Here is a 23220-nt window from a genome sequence, read left to right on the forward strand (position 1 = left end):
ATAACCATGAAGACAACAAAAGGTATGGGGAATTTTTCCCCATACCTTTTTACTTCCTTTTAAATAGGAAGCTTTTGCTATTTTAAAATATTATTTGTTAATTCTTCAGCTAAATTATTTAGTTCATTTACATTAATAGAAGAAAGTTGATCGTTGCTTAGTTGATATTTCTCCTTTAACTGAAGAATACGTTCCACGCTCCGATCAATTTGTTCTACCTTTATTTCTTCATTTTGTACGGCCTCTAAAATAGCTTGAATGGCTCTTTGCACTTTTTCATAGTCATGTGCGATTAATACAATATCATTACCAGCCTTGACAGCTTCAACTGCCGCCTCTCCTATTTCATAATTATCCAAAATGGCCTTCATCGTCATATCATCCGTCATGACGACTCCTTCATATTTCAGCTGCTCTCGTAGTATTTTCGTAATGACCACATTTGAAATGGATGATGGCTTATTAGCATCTATTTCTGGTAATAATATATGACCAATCATGACCACATCTGCTCCACTTTTTAAAGCATTTTGAAAGGGAATGAATTCTAAAGCCTGAAGCTCTTTCATATTCTTACTTACTATTGGAAGTTCAATATGAGAATCTACTTCTGTATCCCCGTGACCAGGAAAATGCTTAATAACTGAAATAACATTTTCACTTTGCAAGCCCTTCATAGTAGAAATACCAAGCTCACTCACCAATTTAGGGTCACTTCCAAAAGAACGATCTCCAATAACAGGATTATTAGGATTACTGTCAACATCAAGTACAGGTGCAAAATCCAAATTAAATCCAAACGCATTCAGCTGCTTGCCTAATAATTCTCCCAATTGAAATGCTAATGCTGGATTGTCCTTTTTACCAATTTGTTTATTGGTCGGAAGATTGTTGAGCTCTGGAATCCTTGTCACTCTTCCTCCCTCTTGGTCTATCCCTAAAAACAGCGGATATTGCTGTTGCATATTCTCAGCCTTAATGGAATTTAGTAATGTCACTATCTGATTTTCATTTACCAGGTTATCTTTAAAGAAAATGATTCCTCCAACCTTATCCTCACGAATCATTTCCCTACTTTTCTCCGATAATTCTACTCCTTCAATTCCTCCAAAAATCATTTGGCCCACTTTTTCTTCTAAGGACATACTATCCACTGGGGAAGTTGTCACCGGTGAGTCTACCTCCTTTAAGTCCGTATAAACCGAAATATGATGAACGTTAGGATTCGGATCATTTTCCGTAGGCTTTGGTAGGATCCATTTTAATTGTATATTCGGGAGAATTTCATAAACTAAAATAGTTTCTTCTTTCCCTTCATCCTGATAGCTACGTATAATATCTGGCTCTCCTGCAACCGAATGGATGTCTTCCAATTGAACCTCTTGTATATATGTCGAGTTAGTTCGGATATCAAAAACAGTTCCTGAATGATGTCCAACAGTTGCGTTTCGAGATAGATAGGTGTCATAAATATCATTCGAAAGATTGCTGCTCTCATCAGGTACTCCCCATAGCTCGTACAATTGTTCTGTATCTGTTTCGCCAACTATAAAGGGTACATTTATAACCTGTCCTTTTTCAGCTAGCTCAAAAACAAGCGAAACAACTGCCTGTCCTTCGTTAGCTGCTTCTTCTTCACTTATAAACTCTTTTGATTTCTCTTCTTTGTTAGTTGTTAAGACCGCTTCTATTATAGTAAACATAAAAATTACTACTATGATAATTCCAATTTTTTTAATCATTTTAAAGGCCCCCGAATGATCGTCTACCCTATTGTATTTCAATTAGTACCGACACTATACCTTTTTTTGTATTTTAATTTTAATAATCAATCATTTTCAAATGTCCTAACTAAATTATTTAAACCAATTTGCACAACAAATAATTAACTTAATACAGAACGAATCATAATCTCGAATTCAAGCAACGTATCTCTACGTTACTCACTCTGTACTTAATTTCCACAAAAAAATCCCCAAACGGGGATTGGAAATTATGCCTGTGATTTATGGCGGAATGGACATTTCCCTTGAATTGGCTCACTATCATCACCAATAAAGGATTGCTTCCATTCGTTATGTGTCGGGTCGCCGAAGTGGCCTATGTCTGGATGCTTAGGTAGCTGATCCCACACTTCTACACGTTTACGAACTTTTTCACGTGACATAATGCCACCTTTTTCAGTTCCTTCTAACCCTTCAAAAATTTTGCGAGGTTGGAATCCAAGAACCATCGCATTTCCTAGATGACGTGTCTTTCGCTTCTTGTATGCAGGAGCATTTCCAAACACAAAAATTGGCTCACCATTGAATCGGAAATCCCATAAATAGTGCTCTGGGTCGCGTGGACTGTCTTCGGGCCATTCTACTTCATCAACTTCATGTAAGTATTGGAGGATATCCCAAAACTGCTTTCGGTAATCTTCAATAGAACCCTCTTGCTCAAAAGGCTCCACAAATACAAAAAGACCGTGTCTCTTGTAATTTGGTAATTTAAATAAATTTAGAAATTCTTCTACTGCAGAAGGTAGATTACTCCAGTCATCTTGATTGATATAAGCATAGCGGAGCTCGCCTTTTAATTCGCCACTCATTCCAAAAAAACATGGAAACGTTTTATCTGTTACTGTGTTATGAAAGGTTTCGTATTCTTTATAAAGCCAACTAGGCAAGTCAGTTCTAGTATGAAAATCTTCTTTTGTTAATAATGCTTGTTCCTTTGTAATCATACGATCTCCTCCACCATCTTCATTCTTACATCTATTATGTCTATTCTTTACTTTAACTAATGTACATATTCTTTACCCCATTCTAAAATTCTTGAAACAACTAGGTACAAAAGGAAATAAATTTCACAAATAGGTTATGAAATGAAAAATTAAGGGAATACAAAAGTAATGAGTGAAGAAAATGGAGGATTACTTATGGTGAAAATAATTCAAGATAAATCTCAAATACATTGTAAAAGTGAATATGGAACGCTTCAAAAAGTAGTCTTATGTGAACCACAATTCATGGAAATTAGAGAAGTGATTAATGACGTACAAAAAAAATATATAAATGATAATATAGACCGTTCACTTGCCATTTCGCAACATCAAAAGTTTGAACAGACTTTAAGGAATGCAGGGGTGGAAGTGATAAAACTACAACCAAGCAAAGACCACCCTGAACAGGTCTTCACTAGAGATATTGGGTTTACTTTGGGCAACCGTTTATTTATATCCGAAATGGCGAATCCTATTCGTCAAGGCGAAGAGAAAGTATTGGCAACTTGGATGAATGAACATGACATTTCGTATAAGAAGCTTTCCACGCATTCCATTGAAGGTGGCGATGTAATCGTGGATGGCAATCGTGTGTTTATTGGCATTAGCCATCGTACATGTAAGGATGCTGTTCAAGCTTTACAAAAAGAATTGCCGGATTTTGAAATTATACCTATCCCTTTTAATCCAAAATATTTGCATCTAGACTGTGTGTTCAATATCCTTTCCTCAAAAGATGCATTAATTTATCCTGATGCGCTCGATCCTAAAATTGTAGAAAATTTATCGAGCATGTATCATTTAATCGAAGTGAGCGAAAGTGAGCAATTCTCAATGGGTACGAATGTGTTGTCTATAGGGCAAAACCGAGTGCTAAGTTTGCCAACAAATCAGGATGTTAATAACCAGCTGAGACAGCATGGTTATCAAGTATTGGAAATCGAATTCTCAGAAATCATTAAATCAGGTGGATCGTTCCGATGCTGTTCAATGCCTATTCTGCGCGGATAAGAAAAGAGTAATTGGCATCTTAAGTAAGTATTCTATTGGTAAATGAGCTTGGAAATGTAATTCCAAGCTCATTTTTTAATTTGAATCAGTATAATCATTCCAGGCACTTAGAGTAACTCAATCGAATATTAGACAAAATTAAAAGACCTCGGTTTCACACCGAAGTCATCTTTATTGCTACTATGTCATTTACTGAACTGATACATCATTTAAAGATAGCGTTTTGGCTAATCGATTAATTCGGAATTATCTCATACGCAAGCTTTCGAATAATGAACTCATGCTCCGGATAATTCTCTAAAAGTTCATCCCGAGTGAAAAGCTCAAAATCTTCATATTCAAATCCAGGAGCAACCATGCAGCCCACTAAAGAAAACTCTCCGCCCTCTAAAACTGAGGAGCCGAAGATAGAATTTTTAGGAACGATTGCTTGTGGCATTTCTCCGTTGGCTATATCTAACCCAAGCTTATATTCATGGTAGTTTCCTTTTGGGTCAATTACATGAACAACTAATGGGTCTCCACCATGAAAATACCATAACTCATCTGACTTTAAACGATGAAAGTGGGAGATATCTTTCTCTCCAAGTAAAAAATAAATGCTTGTATATAGATTTCTAGATGACCCAGATACATCTAGAGTTTCTGTCGAGGCAAATGAAGACTTAAAGTAACCACCCTCTGGATGAGGTTCTAAGCCTAAAAACTCAATATAATAGGAAGCATCCTTTTTCATTATACTTCCCTCTTCTCTAAATGCTTCATACAATTAAATAGATGACAGTGGTTTGCCTCGTCTTGCAGCTCAACCATGGTCAAAGAGGTATTTCCTATGTCTGTAGAGAATTCTCCATCCGGAATAAGCGCATATAAAATTCTTGCAAGAAATCCTCCGTGGCTAACAACTAAAATCTTTTTACCTTGGTGTGCTTTTTTTATGTCCTCAATGAAGGACATCCCTCTAGAGATAATAACTTCTTCCTTCTCGAAGCCCATTTCCTGCTCTCTCCAATTTGGTCCCCATTTCGCAACTCGTTCATTTTCGGTAGTTCCCTCTATTATACCGCCACCAATTTCACCTAAGCGCTTATCTACTCGAAAATCAATACTAGGCTGCTTTTCTGCTATAATTTCTGCAGTCCGCTTTGCCCGAATAAGATGGCTAGTGTATATGATATCCCACTGTTCCTTCTCCATCCGCTCAGCAACTCGCTCTGCCATTTGTATCCCTTCATCATCTAAAGGTACGTCTGTTGTACCCTGTGCTCGTCCTTCTTTGTTCCAGGCGGTAACACCATGTCTAATAAATCCTATTGTAGTCATTTAAAATCCCCCTTTGTTCAAAGATAAAATAGAATTTCCTTTTCGTAAAGTAATTGTCCATAAGCCTTGTAAAAATGTCTGAGTAGATTTAAATAATATCACTTGACCTTTACGCTACGTGAACCCTTAGACTATTTATAACAGGAGGTGAAGAAATGGAATACACGATTCAAAAGCTTGGGGAACTTGCAGGAATTAGTACTCGTACTTTACGCTATTACGATGAAATCGACTTACTGAAACCAGCCCGATTCAGTGAGGTAGGCTACAGAATTTATAGTTCAGCCGAAGTAAGCCGACTCCAACAAATATTGTTCTATCGAGAGTTGGGGATAAACTTAGTACGAATAAAAGAAATCATCTCTTCTCCAAGCTTTGACAGTACTTCTGCATTAAAGCAGCACAAAGAAAAACTACTTCAAAAAAGGGTCCAGCTTGATTTGTTAATAAATAATGTGGATAAATCGATTCAAGAAAAAGAAAGGGGACTTAAAATGACAGATAATGAAAAATTTGAAGGCTTTAAACAACAGCTTGTGGACAACAATGAGGATAAGTATGGTGAAGAAATTCGAAATAAATACGGAAATCAAACAGTAGATCAATCCAACTCTAAGCTAAAAGATATGACACAGGAACAATATGAGGAGATAGTTAAATTAGAACAAGAAGTATTAGATAGTTTAAAAGAAGCTATGACAGCTGGCGATCCAACAAGTGACCTGGGACAAAAGACAGCAAGCCTGCATAAGCAGTGGATAAGTTTCTATTGGCCAAAATATTCGAAGGAAGCTCACGCGGGTCTAGCCGAAATGTATGTGGCAGACGAACGTTTTGCAGCTTATTATAATAAAGTTCAGGCTGGGGCAGCTCAATTTTTACGAGATGCTATTCGTGAATATACTAAAAACTAGAAGGCTTGCCTTCTAGTTTTTTAAAAGTTGCTCAAGTATGTGGATATCATCGGGATAAGCTAGTGGCAATCTCTTAATATCGTCCAATGACTTCCAAGCAATTTCGTGGATAAATTCATCTGGATCATGGATTGTCAATTCTCCACTAACAAAGTTCACCACAAAGTATTCTACATAATACGAAATACCATAATCACTTAGTAAACCATTCTTTTGATGTACCTTTTCACTCGGATGAACAGTTAAACCTGTTTCCTCCCAAAATTCTCGGACACAGCATTCTTCAAATGTTTCTCCCTCTTCCAACGTACCTGATGGAACTGTCCACAGCTTATCCTCTCCTGGTGCAGCCTGTAAAACCATCAACACTTCATTTCGCTCATTAAAACAAATACCAGCTGCCCCTTGCCACTTGAACATATTTCCCATTCCCCTCTTCTGCCACATATCATTTTGCTTTAATTATACCGCACCCCAAAAAATCGGTGAAGTAGCGGGATACACCCGCAAGTATGGGAAAGAGTCCCTAAGTTAATGATTAACCTATATTTCTAGAGGATTCGCACGTAAACAGTAGTAGAAAGTGTCACCTAAATCAAAGATGCACACCCCTATTTACTAAGTTTTCGCCCCTAAACCACATACAAATGTATCCTAAAGTCGCCGAATTCGCCCATAATCAGTAAAAAATGGCACCTAAATCGAAGATGTGCCCATATTTACTATGTTTTCGCCCCTAAACCACATACAAATGTCTCCTAAAGTGTCGGTATCCGCTCCTAAACTACCTGATTTTCACCCGTAAATGAAAGAAAAAGCAATCCAATAATTTATTTTTTTCACAGTACCTTGCAATGTATAATAGCATGTGATATATTACTTTCAACGGTACTGTTTATTGAATAGTAGCTAAGGGAGTGAAAGAAAAGTGAATATACAGTTTAAAAAGGGTGTTTTAAATCTGTGCGTCCTTGTCTTGTTGGATAAACAAGATCGATATGGTTACGAGCTGGTACAAAAAATATCTGATCAAATATCAATTTCTGAAGGCTCGGTTTACCCACTCCTTAGACGGTTAACTAAGGAAGGCTACTTCACAACTTATTTACAGGAATCAACGGAAGGTCCCCCACGTAAATATTACAAGCTGACGGACCTCGGTAGAACATATCTTCATGAGCAATTAAATGAATGGAAAAGCTTTACGGATGGTGTAAATAATCTAATCGAAGAGGGTGTAAATAATGACTGAGCAACAATTTATTAAGGAATTGGAACTTGCATTACATCAAATGACTACTGACGAGCGCAGTGAAATTATTTCGGATATTCGAGAATATTTCTCTAATGCACGGGAAGATGGAAAAACGGACAGCGAAATATCTGCCTCACTTGGTTCACCAAAGATTATTGCGCAGGAGCTTCTTGAGAATTATGTTCCAGAGAAATCCCAGCCAAAAGCGTTTACAAGCGATAAGTTGATACGCATTCCGGAGCCTAACTTTTCTAATGTGTTAGTAGATCTTGATTATGGTTCTCTAAACGTTTTTCCGTCTGAAACGGATGAAACTACTGTAGAACTGATTGGGGATAATGAAAAGCTTTCCTTTGTAGTCGAAGTGATAAATGATACTCTCTCCATTAATTTGAAATCTAAAAAAATGAGCTTCTTTACTTTTATCTTTCAGGTGAAAGAACTAAAAGTAAATGTCGCTCTACCAAAAAAACTTTATTCAACTATTATTATGAAAACTGATGATGGTCGTATTCGAGTAGAGAAATTGCTTGGTAAAAATGTGAAGATTACTTCTGACAACGGCTCCATTGCACTTCAAGAAATAGCTGCTACTATTATGGAGGTTAACACAGACAATGGTCGAATTGAGTTAGATCGAGTACAGGCTGACAAGCTAACTACTACGACCGACAATGGCAGAATTGAACTCCGCAATGTGGATACAGAGAAAACTTGTGCAGAAACAGACAATGGCCGCATAACGATGCAATATGTAAGTGGGGATATCCTGGGGAAAACCGACAATGGACGAATCGAACTGTTAACAACTAGCATTGATCGAATGATTGATCTAAAAACAGACAATGGCAGTATCATGATTGAAACCGAATCCGAGCCTAAAGATGTATCTATTTACGCTAAAGTGGACTGGGGTAAAATAGACATTTTTGGAGAACGTAATTCCAAAACTGTTTACGGTGCAGGAACGAATCAAGTAAAGTTAACCTCTGACAATGGCAGATTAACTGTAGCAAAACGGATAATATCCGGGATTACTAACTAATGGTACCTAACTTAACCTAGCACAAGATCCAAACACCTTTTTTCCTCTTTTCTCATAGACTAGGTAAGGACTATAACAAAAGGGGAAATGTATGAATAATACCGAAAACTACAACCAACAGATGTATGCCCAACAGGCTTATCAGCAATCGTTAACATTAATAGCCGAAGCCGTACAAGGAGAAAAGGAAGATCAAGTTTTTTATGACTACCTAATCTCCTTAGCTCCTAATCAAGAACAAATAGAAATAATCACGTCTATCCGAAACGATGAGATAAAGCATAATCAGTGGTTCAGAGAAATGTATAAAGCATTGACTGGTAATGATGTGGTGGTTACGACAGAAGAGCAATTCGTTTCTCCTGCCAATTATGAGGCCGGTATTAAGAAAGCTTTTTTCGGAGAGTTAAAAGCAATGGAAAAATACAGAGTAATACGAGCAGGACTACCCTACCGCGAATACAGAGATATTGTTTTCGAAATTTTGACAGACGAAATGAAACATGCTCAACTATATAATTATATTTTAACGGAAAATATTTCAAAAAATGTACCGGAAAGCATGCTAGAAAATACTTCAGCAAATACTTCTTGGAACAAGCCTGAGCCTGTTGGCTTCCCTGACCAGTGGATTCAATATACACAATACCTTGTAAATGAAGCTCTCAGTGATGTGGAAAGAGGCGTTAATTTAAAGCATATTCTCCAGGAATTTATACTCATGGGTGTCCTCGTTGGTAAAGGATATACCCCAGAGCAAGCATATGAAACAGTAGAGAATTGGGAACTCTCAGGCGAATCTCAGTTACTCTACCAAAGTAAAAATATTAAGTAACACAACGCTGCGTATAATACGCGGCTTTTTTTTATGCCCAATTATTGTAATTCTCATGTTACTCTAAAATAAATATTTCATTTTTTGAGAAAAATTTAAAATTTGTGCGTTATATAGAGTGTAAAAGCTTTTACAAATACCAAAAGGAGCTATTGTAGATGAAATCAACTGAATCTAATTTTATCCACAGGCTAAAATCAGAAAAAGAAGACGCACTGGAATATGTTGTGGATAATTACTTACCATTAATAAAAGGCGTTTCCTACAAGGTTCTTTCTCCTCTAAAAAATGATGGGATGATAGATGAATGCATAAACGATATCTTTTTATCTATTTGGCATCATGCAAAGGATTTTAATGGCGACACAACTGATTTTAAAAAATGGATTTGTATAATCGCTAAATTCAAAGCTATCGATTACTACCGAAAAGCAACTCGTAATATGGAGGTTTCTAGTGAACAGATGGAACTTCAGCCAGCTGACTCTATAGAAAAAAGTTTGATTCTAACAGAAAATCGAAATGAACTAATGCAATTAATCCATAAACTAGATCCAATCGATCAACAGATCTTCATCATGCGTTTTTTTCTTGGCGAAAGTACAGAAGCCATCGCTAAGAAGCTAGGGAAAACAAAAGCATCTGTTGATAATCGTATATACAGAGGAAAAAAGAGGCTAAATGGACAGGTTAAGAAATTTCTTCTAGGAGGTAGCTATGTATGAAAGATCTTTACAAGCAATTTAATAATATTGAAATAGATGTAGACGAATTTGAAGAGATGGAAGTAAGCGAATTTGAGCGAGCGAAGGTAAAAAAAGAATTAAAAAATAAAATCAACACATCTAAACAAAGGAAAAGTAAAAAGTTTTTAGCTGCCGCTTCCCTTGCCGTAGGACTGAGCGTCTCAGCTATAGTAGGACTATCTTTCACTGCCTACGCGGACAATATCCCAGTAATCAGCAATATTTATAAATTCTTTTATGAAACTAGTGGTGTCAAAGGAGATTTTTACGCGGGGTACGCAGATGTGTCTACTCCTATTAATTTAACCGCAACAAGCAATGGAATTAATATAACAGTAAATGATGCCATTTATGATGGTGAATCTATGATTGTCACCTATACTATTGATGCCAATAGAGATTTAGGATATCCAGTAGTAATTAGGGGAATTCCACACCTTCAAAATTCTCCGAAAACGGGAAGTCATGAAGCAAGTAAAGTATCAGAGAGCGAAAACAAATATGTAGGTATTTTCACTATGAAAATGGACGAAGAGGATACCTCTTTACCAATAGAATGGAACATAGATTATTTACGTCCAGGAAGAACCATTAATAATGACCCTATTGAAGGTGATTGGAAATTTAACTTTACTTTAAATAAGGCAGATATATCTATCTATAATATAGATAAAAAGCTTGAACAAGACGATCTTACAATCCATCTTCAAAAGCTTACGATATCTCCAAATTCGTTTCACTTTCTTTATGAACAAATTCCCTCCGATAAATTGCAAGAAGAATGGGATAGTATCGCAGTCGACTTAATAGTACGTGATGATTTAGGTAATCTTTATTCGCTGGAAGAGCAAAGTGGAAGTGGTGGTTCTTCTTTAAAGAATAACGAGAATAATATTAAATGGGGCGCTATATATGAGAAAATTAACCCTGAGGCTACTCAACTCATAATAACTCCTGACGTAGAATTATATGATTATGATATCATTAGATATAGCGAGGGTGGTTCAATTATTGGTCGTGGCCGCTCCTATAATAGCACCGCGGATCAAAAACAATACAAAATGGATGACATAATCATCGATTTAAAATAAACGAATTCTTGTTTAACCTTAGCTAAGCCCATTAAAAATGAGCTTAGCTTTTTTCCTTTATAAAGGCAATATCTACTTAATACAAAGGTAATTTAATAGAAACAGTTGCTCCGCCGTCTTCGTTATTAAAAGCTTGGATAGTTCCATCGTGTTTATCAATAATTGTCTTTGCTATATACAGACCAAGGCCAGCATGTCCGTTTCTGCGGCTTTCTCCAGTTATACCTTGATAAAAGGATTCGAATACTTTCGCTTCCTTTCCTTTTTCAAACCCTTGGCCATTATCCACCATTTTTATATATAACCAGTCATCCGTCATAAGTACATTTAGGCTAATCTCTCCTTTTTGTACGAATCTAAGACTATTGGTGAAGAGATTATCCAGTACCTGCGATATTCTATTGGAATCAGCGAAAATATCGATTTTCTTACTTCTTTCGTCTTTAAGATTACCTGTAAATACAACTTGTTCTTTCATACACCAGTGTTCATATTCCTCCATCTTCCCCTGTAAGAAATAAATGGGATCAAATTCTTTTTTGTCTAACTGAAAAAAATCGTTTTCTAGAAGAGTCGTTTGATTTAAGTCGTAAACTAGCTTAACTGCACGCTGAATATTTGACTTAATCACAATTAGGTATCTATCAAAACGATCAATTCCTTTTTTCTTTGCTTCTTCTAAGCCTTCTACATGACCCTGGATAATAGTAAGTGGTGTTCGTAAATCGTGTGCCAGGGCAGCAACAGCCTCCTTACGTTCTTTTTGAAGCTTCCACTCACGTTGTAGAGAATCACTCAGCTCGCTTTGCATATTTTCAAAAGCTTCTATTAAAAGCTGTATTTCTCTTATTTTTTCATACTTATTTATGTTGAAATTTAAATCCTTTTTACGTACAAAGCTTGTCGCAATCATTAGTTGCTCTAGAGGTAATTTTATCTCTCTGCTAAGTCTTCGTACAAATATAATAGTGAATAAAATAATATAGAAAAAAGGTGTAAGCAGAATTAATGGGATTCCCACTTTTAGCAACAGAGTATCAGAGGATTCGATTGGTGTAACCTTCAGTTGATAATAAAGCATAACTACTCCTTGCAAGTTTTCGTTGGCATCAATTATAGGGATATATTTAACAAAGTAATTTTTCTCACTGTAATCCACAATATTTAATCTTTCATATAGTTGTTTGACATCTATGTCTAATTGATCCTCATGGCTGCCGTATTTATATGTACCCGTTATATCGATAACCTTATATTTAAAACCTTCGGATGGAATAATCATATCTAACTTGTTTTTTTGAGAAACTTCTAAGATTGAGTCTTTTTCTAATCGAATTTTCGATTCTATTTTAGGAATCATTTGTTCATAAAAGCTGGCCTCACGCATTTTTGATTCTCCGATATATATCAAAACACTCCATGTAAGAATTGTACTTAGAAGGCTGCATAATAAAATGTAGACAATTAATCGATGAAGTCTCTTATTAAGAGTTGTTGTTTTTACCCCCATCTATAGCCTACTCCCCATACAGTTTGTATATATGTATTGTCCTCCTTGATTGCTTGAAATTTTGCTCTTATTTTCTTTATATGTTCGGTAACTGTGGAATCCTCTCCATTAGCTTCTAATCCCCATACTCGCTCATAAATATGTGATTTAGAAAAAACTTGTCCTTTATTCTCTGCAAGTAACCAAACAATATCAAACTGTTTGTTTGTTAAGTCTATATTCACTCCATTTATATGGATCATTCTACCTTTGTAATCAATGGTTACTTCCCCATATTGTTTTACTTCATAAGCATAGCTTTCGATTCTTCTTTTTTCTCTTCTTATATGCGCATATACTCTAGCTTTAAGCTCCGTAAGACTAAATGGTTTAATGAGATAGTCATCCCCTCCAACTAACAAGCCTTTAATTCTATTAGATTCCTCCTGACAAGCACTAAGAAAAATAATAGGACCAGAGAGATTGGATCTTATTTTTTCACATACCTCAAATCCATCTATCCCATCCATCATTACATCGAGTAAAACTAAGTGTGGATTCTGTTTAGCTAATTGAATAGCATCGTATCCATTGTGAGCAGTTAAGATTTCATAACCCTCGTCCTCCAGAGAATCCTTCATAAAAGAAACTATATCCACTTCATCGTCCACAATTAGGATTTTTTCTTTGAGCAATATGGCACACCTCCCCTTTTACTCATACTATTTCATACTTATAACAAAAGTATAAACTTTTTACTTATTATTTTATTATATTTCATTTCTATTCTTATTCTTATAACAAGTTAAGGAGGAATTAGTTTGAAAAGAATTGAAGTTATTGATGCTTTAAGAGGTTTTGCATTATTAGGGATTTTGTTAGTGAATATACATTTTTTTAACGAATCACTTCAAGCAATTAGTTTGGGAGGAGTTCCTATAGAAGGTAAGCTCAACGAGTCGATTGACTTTTTTACTGCACTTTTAGTTGAAGGAAAGTTTATGCTACTATTTTCTTTTCTCTTTGGGTATGGCGCCACCATTTTGTACATGAAATCTACTACACAAGGGATAAAATTTACCCCTTTATACTTAAAAAGGATGTTTGCCTTATTCATCTTCGGATTGATCCATGGCTTGTTGCTTTGGTATGGCGATATTTTAACCACTTACGCAATAGTTGGCATTGTACTGTTATTTTTCTTAAAACGAAAGTCTAAGACAATACTTATTTGGTCTCTTGTATTACTTTCTATTGTCCCACTTCTACTTGGTATATCTACCGGATTGACCTCTGGAACAGGGAACTATTCTTCTATTGATTTTTCCGAAGAGATTAAATTATCTCAAGAAATAGATAAGCAAATTTATGCGGAAGGAACTTTTTCTGAAATAGTAGCAAAACGTTCTATGGACTTTGTTATGAGCTTTTTCAATATGATATTATTTTTCCCCCAAATTTTAGGGATATTTTTACTTGGAGTATTTTTTGGAAAAAAAAGTATATTAGAGAACCTTCATGAGAAAAAGCATTCTTTCCTTGTTATTGGACTAATTGCCACATTGTCTGGAGTTATCTTAGAGTTACCTATGTTATTGGCAAACTCCTCGAATCTTATGTTGGAAATGATAGGTGTATTTATAGCAGGTCCATTACTGATGCTAGGCTATCTTTGTTTCTTCTGTCTTGCTTTCCTAAAATATAAAGAACAACTATTATTCTTTTCTTACATTGGAAAGCTTGGTTTTAGTATGTATATTTTACAATCCGTGATTTGTAGCCTCTTATTTTATAGCTATGGTCTGGGCTTATTTGGAGAAATTCAGCTTTGGCAAACCACTATCATCGCTATATCCATTTATATATTTCAGTTTTTACTTAGCTATCTTTGGATTAAACATTTAAAGTTTCAATCAGGTCCCTTAGAATTTATTTGGAGGTTATTTTACAGAGGTAAAGGGTTCCAACATAAGGCTAACAAGTAAGAAGCTTTGGAGAAATTCCCACTGTCAGCAAGACAGTGGGGTTTTTCTACATCTGCTCCGGAGCATCTATCCCAAGTAAACTTAACCCTTCCTTTAAAACTATGGCAACCGCATAACAAAGCGTCAGCTTCGATTGCTTTGTTTCATTATCAACTAATATTTTTGTATTCGCATAATATTTATTGAAATGGCGAGATAGCGTTAGGCAATATTTTGCGATAAGTGATGGATCTGCCTGTTCAAAGGATTTCTGGATAACCTGTGGAAAGCCTTGAAGTGTCATTATCGTTGGCCATGCAGGTTCGCCTAGTCCTTCAAAACTCATGTCATTAATCTCAAACTTACCTTTTTGAAGGAGTGAGTTTATGCGTGCGTGAGTGTACTGAATATAGGGTCCAGTCTCACCCTCGAAGTTAAGCATTTGCTCCAGAGAAAATTCTACGTCATTCATACGATGATTTTTTAAATCATGGAAGATGACAGCCCCTACTCCAACTGATTTAGCAACCTCCTCTTTGTGAAGAAGTGAAGGATTTTTCTCCTCAATACTTTTTTTCGCCTCCTCGATAGATTCATTTAAGACTTCTTTTAATAAGATCACTTTTCCTTTACGAGTCGACATCTTCTTACCATCCTTAAGCATCATCCCAAAAGGTACATGCTGACAGTCCTTTGCCCACGCATAGCCCATTTTTTGAAGCACACTGAAAAGCTGTTTAAAGTGAAGTGATTGTTCGTTGCCGACTACATAAAATGCTTTAGTAAAGGCATAGTTATTTTGACGATACAAGGCTGCAGCTAAATCTCTCGTTGCGTATAGAGTAGCTCCATCGGTTTTTTTGATCAAACATGGTGGCATATTCTCTAACTCGACTACTAACGCCCCGTCAGATTCCACGAGCAAACCCTTTTCTTCTATTTCTTTGACGACCGGTTCCATTTTGTCATTATAGAATGCTTCTCCATTAAAGGAATCAAACTGAATTCCTAGTAATTCATAGATATATTGAAATTCTTTAAGAGAGGCTTCCTTGAACCATTTCCAAAGCTGTAGTGCCTCTTCGTTACCCTGCTCTAGACTCTTGAAGGCAGCTCTTGCCTCAACATTGAGCTCTTCATCCACTTCAGCCTTTTCATGGAATTTTACATAGATTTTCAATAATTCCACTATTGGGGAGGCTTCAATTTTTTCTTTGTCTCCCCATAGCTTATAAGCAACGATCAGCTTTCCAAATTGAGTTCCCCAATCACCTAAATGATTAATACGAACAGCTTTGTAGCCATTTTTCTCAGAAATATTGGCAAGAGCATTTCCGATTACAGTTGAACGTAAATGTCCCATAGAGAATGGCTTAGCAATATTTGGTGAGGAAAGGTCTATAGTAACTTGTTCGTCTTTCATTGGTAGCTGGCCATAATTGTTTTGATTTTTAAGTATTTCCCCTAACACTTCTTTCGCAATAGTTTTCTGGTCATAAAAGATGTTCAAATAGCCCCCTACTGCCTCTACATTAGCAATAAGTGAACTCTTCACCTGTTTTGCCAATTCAGAAGCGATAAGCTGTGGTGATTTTTTATATAATTTCGCTAACGTAAAACAAGGAAATGCTAAATCTCCTAATTCAATGTTCTTTGGTTTTTCTAAAAGCATTTGTATTTCTTTCACTGTTAACTTACTTTCTATCTCAGTCTCAATCGAAATAGCAATTTGCTTTAATAGTTCCATATATATTCACCCTCCATTTTGTTTTTCCATATAAAAAAGCTCTCATCTCTATGAAGAGACGAGAGCTGAAATTCCCGTGGTACCACTCTAGTTGTCACATATTGTGACCGCTTTAACGTTATTAACGAGGACTTCCCCGATCTTTTCTACTCTAGTTCAAAAAGCTTCTCCAAAGTGCGTTTCTCTGAAAAGTCCTGTATCAGGCTCTCACTACCCCTGACTCGCTAATCATTATCTCATCAGATACTCTCTTTATCATCGAATTGTGTATGAATTTTCACTAATTTTAATGGAATCAAATACTAAAGTCAATATGTGAATAAATGTCTCCTTATCTATCTAACATTTACTATCTCATTTATTCCCCAGCTTTAAATGAACTGAATCCATCAACTTTTGATAACCAATTTCTTGATATATTTTGTTGGATGTGGGATTTAACATATCGGTATATAAAACACAGAAGTCATATTCCTTTAAAAGCTCCTTGCTGCAGGCTGCTACCATTGTTCTTGCATAACCTTTGCGTCGCTTTTCTTTAGGAGTAAATACCATAGAAACAGTCACTCCATGAGTTGATGGTCTAGCCTTCTTCATCATAGACACAATCTCTCCATCGTCCTCCCATAAGAAAACCTCCTGTCCATTCAACATAGCAGTCACTCTCTGGGCTATTTCCTCTTTAACAGTACTAGGAAGTCCAGTATCTTCTTCAAATTGGCTATACCATGATTCTATTAATGGAGCATCATCGTTATTAGCAAATCTCCAAGATCCTGGGCTATTTTCTAGCGTATCATCCACTTTATTTAATCGATATAATCCCTGGTCCATTAATAGTGAATTTGCTTGTCCCGTTTTCTCTTCCCATTTTGACGCGAAGCGAATAGCCCATTCCTTTACACTTATGATCGAATTTATATGTATACCACGTTGTAAAATCTCTTCAATACATAAATCGATTGACGCTTCGATTTTATTTAAATCGACAAAAATAACATTAAGTGGATGTGGTGGAGTCATCTGGAAAAGTGCCAATAACTCTCCATCCTCCTCAATAGTAGCCATCAGTGGATCCTCATATCCTCCCACTCTAATTCTTTCAAGCACACCTAAAAATAAGCTAAATTTGTCCTCGTTTTGCTTTAAAAAAGGTTTTGCAATATCGTAAAACTTCTCTGCACTTTCATAGATTTGAAATCTCATTTTTACATCCCCTTTGTAACGTTTTATGTTAATATAACGTAAAACGTTGCATGATGGGAGATATTTATGAAAATTATTTCTATTCGGGATATTCATATTGGGGAAGGACTACCAAAAATTATTGTTCCACTAGTCGGAAAAAATAAAGAAGCCCTTTTTAAGGAGCTACAATTAGTTAAGGATGCTTCTCCTGATGTAGTCGAATGGAGAGTAGATTTATTAATGGAAGTTGAAAGCTTAGAATCTGTCAAAGACACCCTTTCATACATACGAGGTTATTTATATCCTACCCCCCTTTTGTTTACTTTTAGAAGTCACAAGGAAGGCGGCAATAAAGTTATTGAACCTGATTATTATAAGCAACTTTTACGTGAAGTGATCCAGACAAAGGAAATAGATTTAATTGATATTGAGCTTTTCTCAGAGGAAGTTGAGGAGCTAGTTTCTTTAGCTAAGGATAATCATATTTCTGTGGTGATGTCCAACCATGATTTTAATGGAACTCCCTCAAAAGAGGTAATAATAGAACGCTTAACAGCTATGCAAAGACTAGGTGCAGATATTCCTAAAATTGCTGTTATGCCTAATAGTCCAGCCGATGTTATTACCCTCCTGGATGCTACCTATACGATGTATTCTACATATGCGGATCGTCCGATTATTACAATGTCTATGGCTAAATCAGGTATTATCAGTCGTTTATCTGGAGAAATTTTCGGTTCAGCAGCTACCTTTGGTTCAGTAGTATCAGCTTCCGCTCCAGGACAAATTGAAGCAAAAGAATTAAAGAAAGTGTTAGGACTTTTACATAACGCATAGTAATAACTGCTCCCAATCATTATTCGGGGGGCAGTTTTAATGTTTAAGGCTGAGGAAATTCGCATTCTAATTGGCAAAATTAAACATTATAATTATTAAAAACAAAAGATATACATAAATGAGCTAGGAAATATATATCCCAGCTCATTGTATTTTCACTAAATAGATCATTAGTTAAAGTAAAATAATTTACTTTAGAATTACCTTACTTTAAACCTGTTTCCTTTTCATATAGCTTGATATGATCACCACTCACGCCGTACACAACGCCATTATTTTTCCACCCGTATTTTTCATAATAGCCTTCAAGATCTGTGGACAAATAAAGCTTATCATATCCTTTTCTTGCTGCTTCTTTCAGGCTGTGTTGTAGCAGCATTGAGCCTATTTCTCTACCTCTATATTCTTCTTTCACGAATAAGCAGGCAAGCCATGGGCAAAGGTCTTGGCGACTATTAAGGTCATTTCTTAATAACGCATAAGTTCCAATGATCTCCTCCTCTTCAATCATCACATAAAATCTTGGAATATCTGAAAAACAACAAGAATGAATCATAGCATCTTCATAAAATTTATAATTGTGCTCATTTCCCCATTCTTTCCAAAATACTTGAATTGCTTTTTCGAATAGGTTATTCCTTTCCTGTAACTCAATAATTTGCATTATCTTTCCCCCAATCTAGCATAACCTGCTACGTTCGTCGAAACACACCTCTATTAAGTAATGATACGCTTAGAGCTTTCTTATTTTTCTGTGGATAAAATCCTCTCTAGTCGTATCATATCCACACAAGGAATGCCGTTTTCCACAATCTCTTCGGGATAATTAATTTTAAAAAAATCCTTATCCACAGAAATAATTCTGAATCCACACTTTTGATAGAGTGCAAGCTGATTTATGCTGGAGTTTCCTGTACCTACTTCTATTTTTTGATAACCAAGCTCTTTTGATTTCTGTATGGCATCGAGAACTAATTCTTTTCCTATTCCTTTTCCTTGATGTTGTTCATGTACAGCTATATTTTTAAGCTCCACAGTCTGGTTATTCAAAGGCACTAAGACATATACGCCAATTATTTTATTTCCTGCTTTCGTTATATAGCATTGACCCTTATCTAAATAAGCTTTAACTAATTCCTCTGCGGGATCTGCTAACAACAACAAATCCATTGGAAAATCGCTGTCTATTTTGTATACATTCATTTACTTTCCCCCCTGGAATATTTCTCTATATAAATTGTACCAAAAGAAAAGCCGTCCTTCTCTATATGAGCGGACGACATATTCTTTAAGACTCTGGAACAAGAATTTCTAAAATATCCTCAGACACATAGGTTTTCTTGTTGTGCAGAACGGGTGTCTCTTGAAATTCTCTTATACTTCTGTTGTATCCATACTTCAGCTCTCCCCTAGTAATGGAAAATGAGCTATTGCCAAGCTTTAAGTACACACTATTACGTTTTGGATGGGACATTACTTCATATCCTAAATACTGAGCCACCTTACGTATAGGAATCATCTTAACTCCATTTTGAATTAAATGGTCATTCTCTATTATTTTGTTGAGCTCTTTTTGAACAGGTTCAATATATTCTAGTGCAATAATTTTTGATGGAGTCGTAAGTTTTTGATTGTTCTTAGGTGAACTATAAAATACGATTAACTCCTTGTTTGTTAAATCGTTCTTGGAAATTTTCTTTCCCTTTTCATCCACCAATTCTGTTTTGTTGGTAATTTGAAGTTTCAGCTCTTTATCTAGACTAACAAATTGCTTATCGAATTTTGACACTTTCACTAGGCCACTCTTTTCTTCATGAGCAACAATGATTTCTGGAGAGATTCTTGGTGGATAAATTAAAATCATTGGTTTATTTTTATCGTAATAGGCATCAATTTTCATCCCCTTTTTAAAGGAATCAATAGAAATCGCTTTTGTAGAAGCGCTATTAAGAGCTATTACATCTTTATTTAATACTAAAATAGAAATCTGAGGCTCTTTCTCATTCGTTTCTACAGTTAAGGTTACTTCTTTATTATTTTTAGAAACTTCCTTAATAGTACCGGAGAATTTCATAAAGTTGCTGGCATCTTTTTCTTCTAAAACAACTACTTTGTTCGGTATTGTTTGAGCAGGAATACTTCTTGTCGAGGTTTTATAAAAGACAATCAGCTCATTACCCATTAAATTTTTTTGATCGATACTTTCTCCATCCTTATTAACAACAAGCGTTTCCTTAGAGAGATTCAGCTTTAATTGGTTGTCCTCACTTGTTAACTTTTCATCGAAGACTCCAACCTTTGTATAGCCTACATTTTGGTCATCATGAGCAATTATTAACTCTGGCGAAATTTGGGCTGGATAGATCATAGTCCTAGCTTTTGTTTTATCATAGTAGGCTTCTATTCTTTGCCCTTTGACAAATTCTTTTTTTTCTATTTCCTTGGCTGTGCCGCTATTATATAAAAGCGTCTCGTTTGTGATTGTAAAAACAGTGACAATCGGTTCTTTTTGCTCTGTTTCAACAGTAAGTATGACATTGTCTTCCTTATTTACGACTTCTTTAACGATACCAGTAAATCTCTCCAGTTTAGAGTTTTCTTTAACCATGGTATCCTCTCCCTCCTTCGCCAAAACAAATGTAGGTGTGAGAAGAAGACAGATTGCTATAAAGCTGAACGAAAGATAGTGTAATTTTTTCATTTCTGATCATCCCCTTTGTTTTCATCAGTGAATTAGACGGAACACCATGATAAACGTTTCAAAATTTTTTGAAACATTTATTATTCTAATGCGTATAAAGTAGTACGAAAAAATACTTAGGAATGGAGCTTAAACATGGCGTTAGTAATTAATGAAGTAACCAAACGTTATCAAGATTTTACTGCAGTTGACCATCTCTCCTTCACCATAGAAAAAGGTGAAATATTTGGTTTAATCGGTCAAAATGGTGCCGGTAAAACTACGACCTTTCGGATGATACTAGATTTACAGGAAACTACGGAAGGAACCATCACATGGGATGGTACAAATATCAATAATATTAATAGAGATCTTTTAGGTTATTTACCCGAGGAGAGAGGTATTTTCCCTGCTATGAAAGTGGAGGATCAGCTTTACTTCTTTGGAGAGCTTCGTGGTAAATCCCGTAAGGAGCTAAAAAAAGAAGTGGATTACTGGATTGATCGTTTTGAATTAGAGGACAAACGAAAAGCGAAAGCTGAAACACTGTCCAAAGGAAACCAGCAAAAGGTGCAATTGATCGCAAGCTTCATTCACCAGCCAGCATTTCTTATACTAGACGAACCATTTAGTGGACTGGATCCAGTAAATAAGGATTTGTTGAAGGGTGCCATTTTAGAGCTAAAAGACAAGGGCACAACTATATTATTTTCTAGCCATCAGATGGAAAATGTAGAAGAGCTTTGTGATCATTTATGTCTTTTAAAACGTGGTGTCTCTTTGTATGCTGGAAGCCTGCTAGACTTAAAGAAACAATATGGAAAAACAAAACTTACTATTCGTACGGAGCTTTCAAAGGAGACACTTGAAAGCATGGAGGGCGTTAAGTATGTCCATGTTGGAAAAGACCAGTATATCCTTACACTAGCAGATGAAAAATATGCGCAAGCAATCTTTGACTCTATTTTTGATGGCAAGTATATTGAGAAATTTAGCTTAGATTATTTGTCATTAGATGAAATCTTCAAGGATAAGGTAGGTGGCAAGAATGTCTAAATTTTGGTTGTTAGTCAAACAGTTATATACTCAAAAAATAAAAGCAAAATCTTTTATAATCATGCTTGCCATCTATGTTGGTGTTATTTCCATCGTAATGTTTTGGTCAGATATAAAGGCTGCATTCTTTGAAAGTGAAGCATTAGAAATTGCAGTTATAAATGAGACAGAGGCTGATATAGAGGCTTTATTCCAATCTAATAATGATTTAGCATTTTCGTTCCCTACTTCTCCAAATGATGAGGTAGAAAAAGAAGTCATTGACGGAGACTATGCAGCTGCCATTTTTATCAAAGATGAAGAGAATTCTCTTAACGCGGAAATAGCAACATATGAGCCATTAGCATTTACTGATCAGCTCAGTCTATCTTCCACTCTTCAATATGCTGGGAAATTGTATGAGGTACAGCAGCTGAACCTCACAGCCGAAGAAGCAGATAAAATTCTACAGTCCGAAACCATCATTACAATGAAAAATTTAGATGAAGCCTCTGCTGGGGGCAAGAGTGAGGATGAGAAGGCGGTAGGAATCGTCGCTTCTATGCTCATCGGCTCCTTAATTTATGGTTTCTTAATATCCTTTTTATCTATGATAACAACAGATGTGGCTTCTGAAAAAGGTTCTCGTGTTTTAGAGGTTCTTCTTGCAAGTGTTAAACCATCTACTCATTTAATAGCTAAATTAACAGGTACATTTCTCTTGGCAATTACACAAATTGGAGCTTTGATAATTTTGTTAGCAGTTATTTTTATGACAGTTGATGGAGGCTCTAAAATAGATAGTTTACAGCCTATGATTGAGGAGCTTTCCTATTCTTATATTGGTTATGCCCTGGCATTTTTAATCATGACCATTGTGCTAAATTTAATCATTGGTGCATTATTAGGCTCACTCGTATCTAAAGTAGAGGAAGCTGGTCAGGCAGTTATGCCAATGACTATCATCGGAATCATAGGATTTTATGTATTAATTTTCGGAGCGCAAAGTCCAGACACCATGCTAGTAAAGGTATTCTCTTACATACCATTTACATCGGGTATGGTAATGCCATTACGCATTGGTGCAACTGACATCGGGGCATTTGAGCCGATGCTAGCTTTACTAATACTAACCGTTACCTCTATCGTAGCATTCATCATCAGCCTGTCCTTCTATAAACGAAGCGTTCTTACTTATAGCTCAGGCGGTATTATCCAAAAGATTAAAACTGTATTAAAGGTAACAACATAATCCTAAATGAAAGTACCACGAACCTCACATGTTCGTGGTAC

23 protein-coding genes and 1 other annotated feature are annotated in these 23220 nt (G+C 35.8%); of the genes, 11 read left to right on the forward strand and 12 right to left on the reverse strand.

Annotated elements, in window-relative coordinates:
- Positions 1-77 precede the first annotated feature (77 nt).
- Both nagZ and MHB55_RS19455 read right to left on the reverse strand, forming a co-directional pair.
- A complete protein-coding gene (gene nagZ, locus MHB55_RS19450; RefSeq protein WP_340863856.1) occupies positions 78-1742 on the reverse strand; it encodes a beta-N-acetylhexosaminidase in 1665 nt (554 codons plus the stop codon).
- Positions 1743-1993: 251 nt separating this feature from the next.
- Positions 1994-2728, reverse strand: a complete 735-nt coding sequence (locus MHB55_RS19455; RefSeq protein WP_144539397.1) for a YqcI/YcgG family protein — start codon at positions 2726-2728, stop codon at positions 1994-1996.
- Between the two features lie 195 nt (positions 2729-2923).
- On the opposite strand from MHB55_RS19455, the gene MHB55_RS19460 reads away from it, so the two are divergent.
- Positions 2924-3778 carry a dimethylarginine dimethylaminohydrolase family protein gene (locus MHB55_RS19460; RefSeq protein ID WP_144539395.1) on the forward strand — a complete coding sequence of 285 codons (855 nt, stop codon included), beginning with the start codon at positions 2924-2926 and terminating at the stop codon, positions 3776-3778.
- Between the two features lie 235 nt (positions 3779-4013).
- Here the strand turns inward: MHB55_RS19460 and MHB55_RS19465 are convergent, their stop codons facing one another.
- The gene (locus MHB55_RS19465) at positions 4014-4514 is read right to left on the reverse strand and encodes a cupin domain-containing protein (protein WP_144539393.1); all 501 of its coding nucleotides are present in this window, start codon (positions 4512-4514) and stop codon (positions 4014-4016) included.
- Complete coding sequence (locus MHB55_RS19470) at positions 4514-5101, reverse strand: histidine phosphatase family protein (protein WP_144539391.1); 588 nt, start codon at positions 5099-5101, stop codon at positions 4514-4516. The genes MHB55_RS19465 and MHB55_RS19470 overlap by 1 nt, the downstream gene beginning before the upstream one ends.
- A 155-nt stretch (positions 5102-5256) precedes the next feature.
- Here MHB55_RS19470 and MHB55_RS19475 point away from each other — a divergent pair, with 155 nt between their 5' ends.
- The gene (locus MHB55_RS19475; protein WP_144539389.1) at positions 5257-6015 is read left to right on the forward strand and encodes a MerR family transcriptional regulator; all 759 of its coding nucleotides are present in this window, start codon (positions 5257-5259) and stop codon (positions 6013-6015) included.
- 12 nt (positions 6016-6027) lie between these two features.
- Here MHB55_RS19475 and MHB55_RS19480 read toward each other — a convergent pair whose 3' ends face one another.
- A complete protein-coding gene (locus MHB55_RS19480; protein WP_144539387.1) occupies positions 6028-6435 on the reverse strand; it encodes an NUDIX hydrolase in 408 nt (135 codons plus the stop codon).
- Between the two features lie 508 nt (positions 6436-6943).
- Between MHB55_RS19480 and MHB55_RS19485 the strand changes: the two genes are divergently transcribed.
- From MHB55_RS19485 to MHB55_RS19505, 5 genes are all read left to right on the forward strand, one after another.
- Positions 6944-7267 (forward strand): PadR family transcriptional regulator, encoded by a 324-nt coding sequence (locus MHB55_RS19485; RefSeq protein ID WP_144539385.1) that lies wholly within the window; start codon positions 6944-6946, stop codon positions 7265-7267.
- Positions 7260-8315, forward strand: a complete 1056-nt coding sequence (locus tag MHB55_RS19490; RefSeq protein ID WP_340863857.1) for a DUF4097 family beta strand repeat-containing protein — start codon at positions 7260-7262, stop codon at positions 8313-8315. Before MHB55_RS19485 ends, MHB55_RS19490 begins: the two co-directional genes overlap by 8 nt.
- Before the next feature lie 91 nt (positions 8316-8406).
- A complete protein-coding gene (locus MHB55_RS19495; protein ID WP_340863858.1) occupies positions 8407-9150 on the forward strand; it encodes a ferritin-like domain-containing protein in 744 nt (247 codons plus the stop codon).
- A gap of 158 nt (positions 9151-9308) precedes the next feature.
- A complete protein-coding gene (locus tag MHB55_RS19500; protein WP_144539379.1) occupies positions 9309-9875 on the forward strand; it encodes a sigma-70 family RNA polymerase sigma factor in 567 nt (188 codons plus the stop codon).
- Positions 9872-10987, forward strand: coding sequence for a DUF4179 domain-containing protein (locus MHB55_RS19505; protein WP_340863859.1), 1116 nt, complete (start codon positions 9872-9874; stop codon positions 10985-10987). The genes MHB55_RS19500 and MHB55_RS19505 overlap by 4 nt, the downstream gene beginning before the upstream one ends.
- Before the next feature lie 76 nt (positions 10988-11063).
- On the opposite strand, the gene MHB55_RS19510 is transcribed toward MHB55_RS19505, so the two are convergent.
- Both MHB55_RS19510 and MHB55_RS19515 read right to left on the reverse strand, forming a co-directional pair.
- A complete protein-coding gene (locus tag MHB55_RS19510) occupies positions 11064-12374 on the reverse strand; it encodes a sensor histidine kinase (protein WP_340863860.1) in 1311 nt (436 codons plus the stop codon).
- Positions 12375-12487: 113 nt separating this feature from the next.
- Positions 12488-13171: a response regulator transcription factor gene (locus MHB55_RS19515; RefSeq protein ID WP_225216098.1), complete on the reverse strand. Its 684-nt coding sequence runs from the start codon at positions 13169-13171 to the stop codon at positions 12488-12490.
- A gap of 126 nt (positions 13172-13297) precedes the next feature.
- Between MHB55_RS19515 and MHB55_RS19520 the strand changes: the two genes are divergently transcribed.
- Complete coding sequence (locus tag MHB55_RS19520) at positions 13298-14461, forward strand: DUF418 domain-containing protein (protein ID WP_340863861.1); 1164 nt, start codon at positions 13298-13300, stop codon at positions 14459-14461.
- Positions 14462-14507: 46 nt separating this feature from the next.
- On the opposite strand, the gene argS is transcribed toward MHB55_RS19520, so the two are convergent.
- Positions 14508-16187, reverse strand: a complete 1680-nt coding sequence (gene argS / locus MHB55_RS19525; protein WP_340863862.1) for an arginine--tRNA ligase — start codon at positions 16185-16187, stop codon at positions 14508-14510.
- A gap of 51 nt (positions 16188-16238) precedes the next feature.
- Positions 16239-16455: a binding site (T-box leader), on the reverse strand.
- 86 nt (positions 16456-16541) lie between these two features.
- The gene (locus tag MHB55_RS19530) at positions 16542-17393 is read right to left on the reverse strand and encodes a GNAT family N-acetyltransferase (RefSeq protein ID WP_340863863.1); all 852 of its coding nucleotides are present in this window, start codon (positions 17391-17393) and stop codon (positions 16542-16544) included.
- A gap of 66 nt (positions 17394-17459) precedes the next feature.
- On the opposite strand from MHB55_RS19530, the gene aroD reads away from it, so the two are divergent.
- Positions 17460-18212 carry a type I 3-dehydroquinate dehydratase gene (gene aroD / locus MHB55_RS19535; RefSeq protein ID WP_340863864.1) on the forward strand — a complete coding sequence of 251 codons (753 nt, stop codon included), beginning with the start codon at positions 17460-17462 and terminating at the stop codon, positions 18210-18212.
- 205 nt (positions 18213-18417) lie between these two features.
- Here the strand turns inward: aroD and MHB55_RS19540 are convergent, their stop codons facing one another.
- The 3 genes from MHB55_RS19540 to MHB55_RS19550 form a co-directional block, all read right to left on the reverse strand.
- Positions 18418-18876 carry a GNAT family N-acetyltransferase gene (locus MHB55_RS19540; protein WP_154312155.1) on the reverse strand — a complete coding sequence of 153 codons (459 nt, stop codon included), beginning with the start codon at positions 18874-18876 and terminating at the stop codon, positions 18418-18420.
- 80 nt (positions 18877-18956) lie between these two features.
- Positions 18957-19415 carry a GNAT family N-acetyltransferase gene (locus MHB55_RS19545; protein WP_340863865.1) on the reverse strand — a complete coding sequence of 153 codons (459 nt, stop codon included), beginning with the start codon at positions 19413-19415 and terminating at the stop codon, positions 18957-18959.
- Positions 19416-19500: 85 nt separating this feature from the next.
- Positions 19501-20913 carry a stalk domain-containing protein gene (locus tag MHB55_RS19550; protein WP_340863866.1) on the reverse strand — a complete coding sequence of 471 codons (1413 nt, stop codon included), beginning with the start codon at positions 20911-20913 and terminating at the stop codon, positions 19501-19503.
- Between the two features lie 135 nt (positions 20914-21048).
- Between MHB55_RS19550 and MHB55_RS19555 the strand changes: the two genes are divergently transcribed.
- Positions 21049-21948: an ABC transporter ATP-binding protein gene (locus tag MHB55_RS19555; RefSeq protein ID WP_151112334.1), complete on the forward strand. Its 900-nt coding sequence runs from the start codon at positions 21049-21051 to the stop codon at positions 21946-21948.
- Positions 21941-23179, forward strand: a complete 1239-nt coding sequence (locus MHB55_RS19560; protein ID WP_144539355.1) for an ABC transporter permease — start codon at positions 21941-21943, stop codon at positions 23177-23179. Before MHB55_RS19555 ends, MHB55_RS19560 begins: the two co-directional genes overlap by 8 nt.
- The last annotated feature ends 41 nt before the right edge of the window (positions 23180-23220 follow it).

It is taken from the genome of Psychrobacillus sp. FSL K6-1267 (assembly GCF_038003265.1).
Taxonomy (GTDB): Bacteria; Bacillota; Bacilli; order Bacillales_A; family Planococcaceae; genus Psychrobacillus; species Psychrobacillus faecigallinarum.

Excerpts from the sequence above, each read along its gene's own strand:
- MHB55_RS19460 (WP_144539395.1), top strand. The coding sequence starts at position 2,924 with ATGGTGAAAATAATTCAAGATAAATCTCAAATACATTGTAAAAGTGAA.
- MHB55_RS19465 (WP_144539393.1), bottom strand. The coding sequence starts at position 4,514 with ATGAAAAAGGATGCTTCCTATTATATTGAGTTTTTAGGCTTAGAACCT.
- MHB55_RS19500 (WP_144539379.1), top strand. The coding sequence starts at position 9,309 with ATGAAATCAACTGAATCTAATTTTATCCACAGGCTAAAATCAGAAAAA.
- MHB55_RS19495 (WP_340863858.1), top strand. The coding sequence starts at position 8,407 with ATGAATAATACCGAAAACTACAACCAACAGATGTATGCCCAACAGGCT.
- nagZ (WP_340863856.1), bottom strand. The coding sequence starts at position 1,742 with ATGATTAAAAAAATTGGAATTATCATAGTAGTAATTTTTATGTTTACT.
- MHB55_RS19505 (WP_340863859.1), top strand. The coding sequence starts at position 9,872 with ATGAAAGATCTTTACAAGCAATTTAATAATATTGAAATAGATGTAGAC.
- MHB55_RS19550 (WP_340863866.1), bottom strand. The coding sequence starts at position 20,913 with ATGAAAAAATTACACTATCTTTCGTTCAGCTTTATAGCAATCTGTCTT.
- MHB55_RS19455 (WP_144539397.1), bottom strand. The coding sequence starts at position 2,728 with ATGATTACAAAGGAACAAGCATTATTAACAAAAGAAGATTTTCATACT.
- argS (WP_340863862.1), bottom strand. The coding sequence starts at position 16,187 with ATGGAACTATTAAAGCAAATTGCTATTTCGATTGAGACTGAGATAGAA.
- MHB55_RS19560 (WP_144539355.1), top strand. The coding sequence starts at position 21,941 with ATGTCTAAATTTTGGTTGTTAGTCAAACAGTTATATACTCAAAAAATA.
- MHB55_RS19540 (WP_154312155.1), bottom strand. The coding sequence starts at position 18,876 with ATGCAAATTATTGAGTTACAGGAAAGGAATAACCTATTCGAAAAAGCA.
- MHB55_RS19490 (WP_340863857.1), top strand. The coding sequence starts at position 7,260 with ATGACTGAGCAACAATTTATTAAGGAATTGGAACTTGCATTACATCAA.
- MHB55_RS19555 (WP_151112334.1), top strand. The coding sequence starts at position 21,049 with ATGGCGTTAGTAATTAATGAAGTAACCAAACGTTATCAAGATTTTACT.
- MHB55_RS19470 (WP_144539391.1), bottom strand. The coding sequence starts at position 5,101 with ATGACTACAATAGGATTTATTAGACATGGTGTTACCGCCTGGAACAAA.
- aroD (WP_340863864.1), top strand. The coding sequence starts at position 17,460 with ATGAAAATTATTTCTATTCGGGATATTCATATTGGGGAAGGACTACCA.
- MHB55_RS19475 (WP_144539389.1), top strand. The coding sequence starts at position 5,257 with ATGGAATACACGATTCAAAAGCTTGGGGAACTTGCAGGAATTAGTACT.
- MHB55_RS19530 (WP_340863863.1), bottom strand. The coding sequence starts at position 17,393 with ATGAGATTTCAAATCTATGAAAGTGCAGAGAAGTTTTACGATATTGCA.
- MHB55_RS19510 (WP_340863860.1), bottom strand. The coding sequence starts at position 12,374 with ATGCGTGAGGCCAGCTTTTATGAACAAATGATTCCTAAAATAGAATCG.
- MHB55_RS19480 (WP_144539387.1), bottom strand. The coding sequence starts at position 6,435 with ATGTTCAAGTGGCAAGGGGCAGCTGGTATTTGTTTTAATGAGCGAAAT.
- MHB55_RS19545 (WP_340863865.1), bottom strand. The coding sequence starts at position 19,415 with ATGAATGTATACAAAATAGACAGCGATTTTCCAATGGATTTGTTGTTG.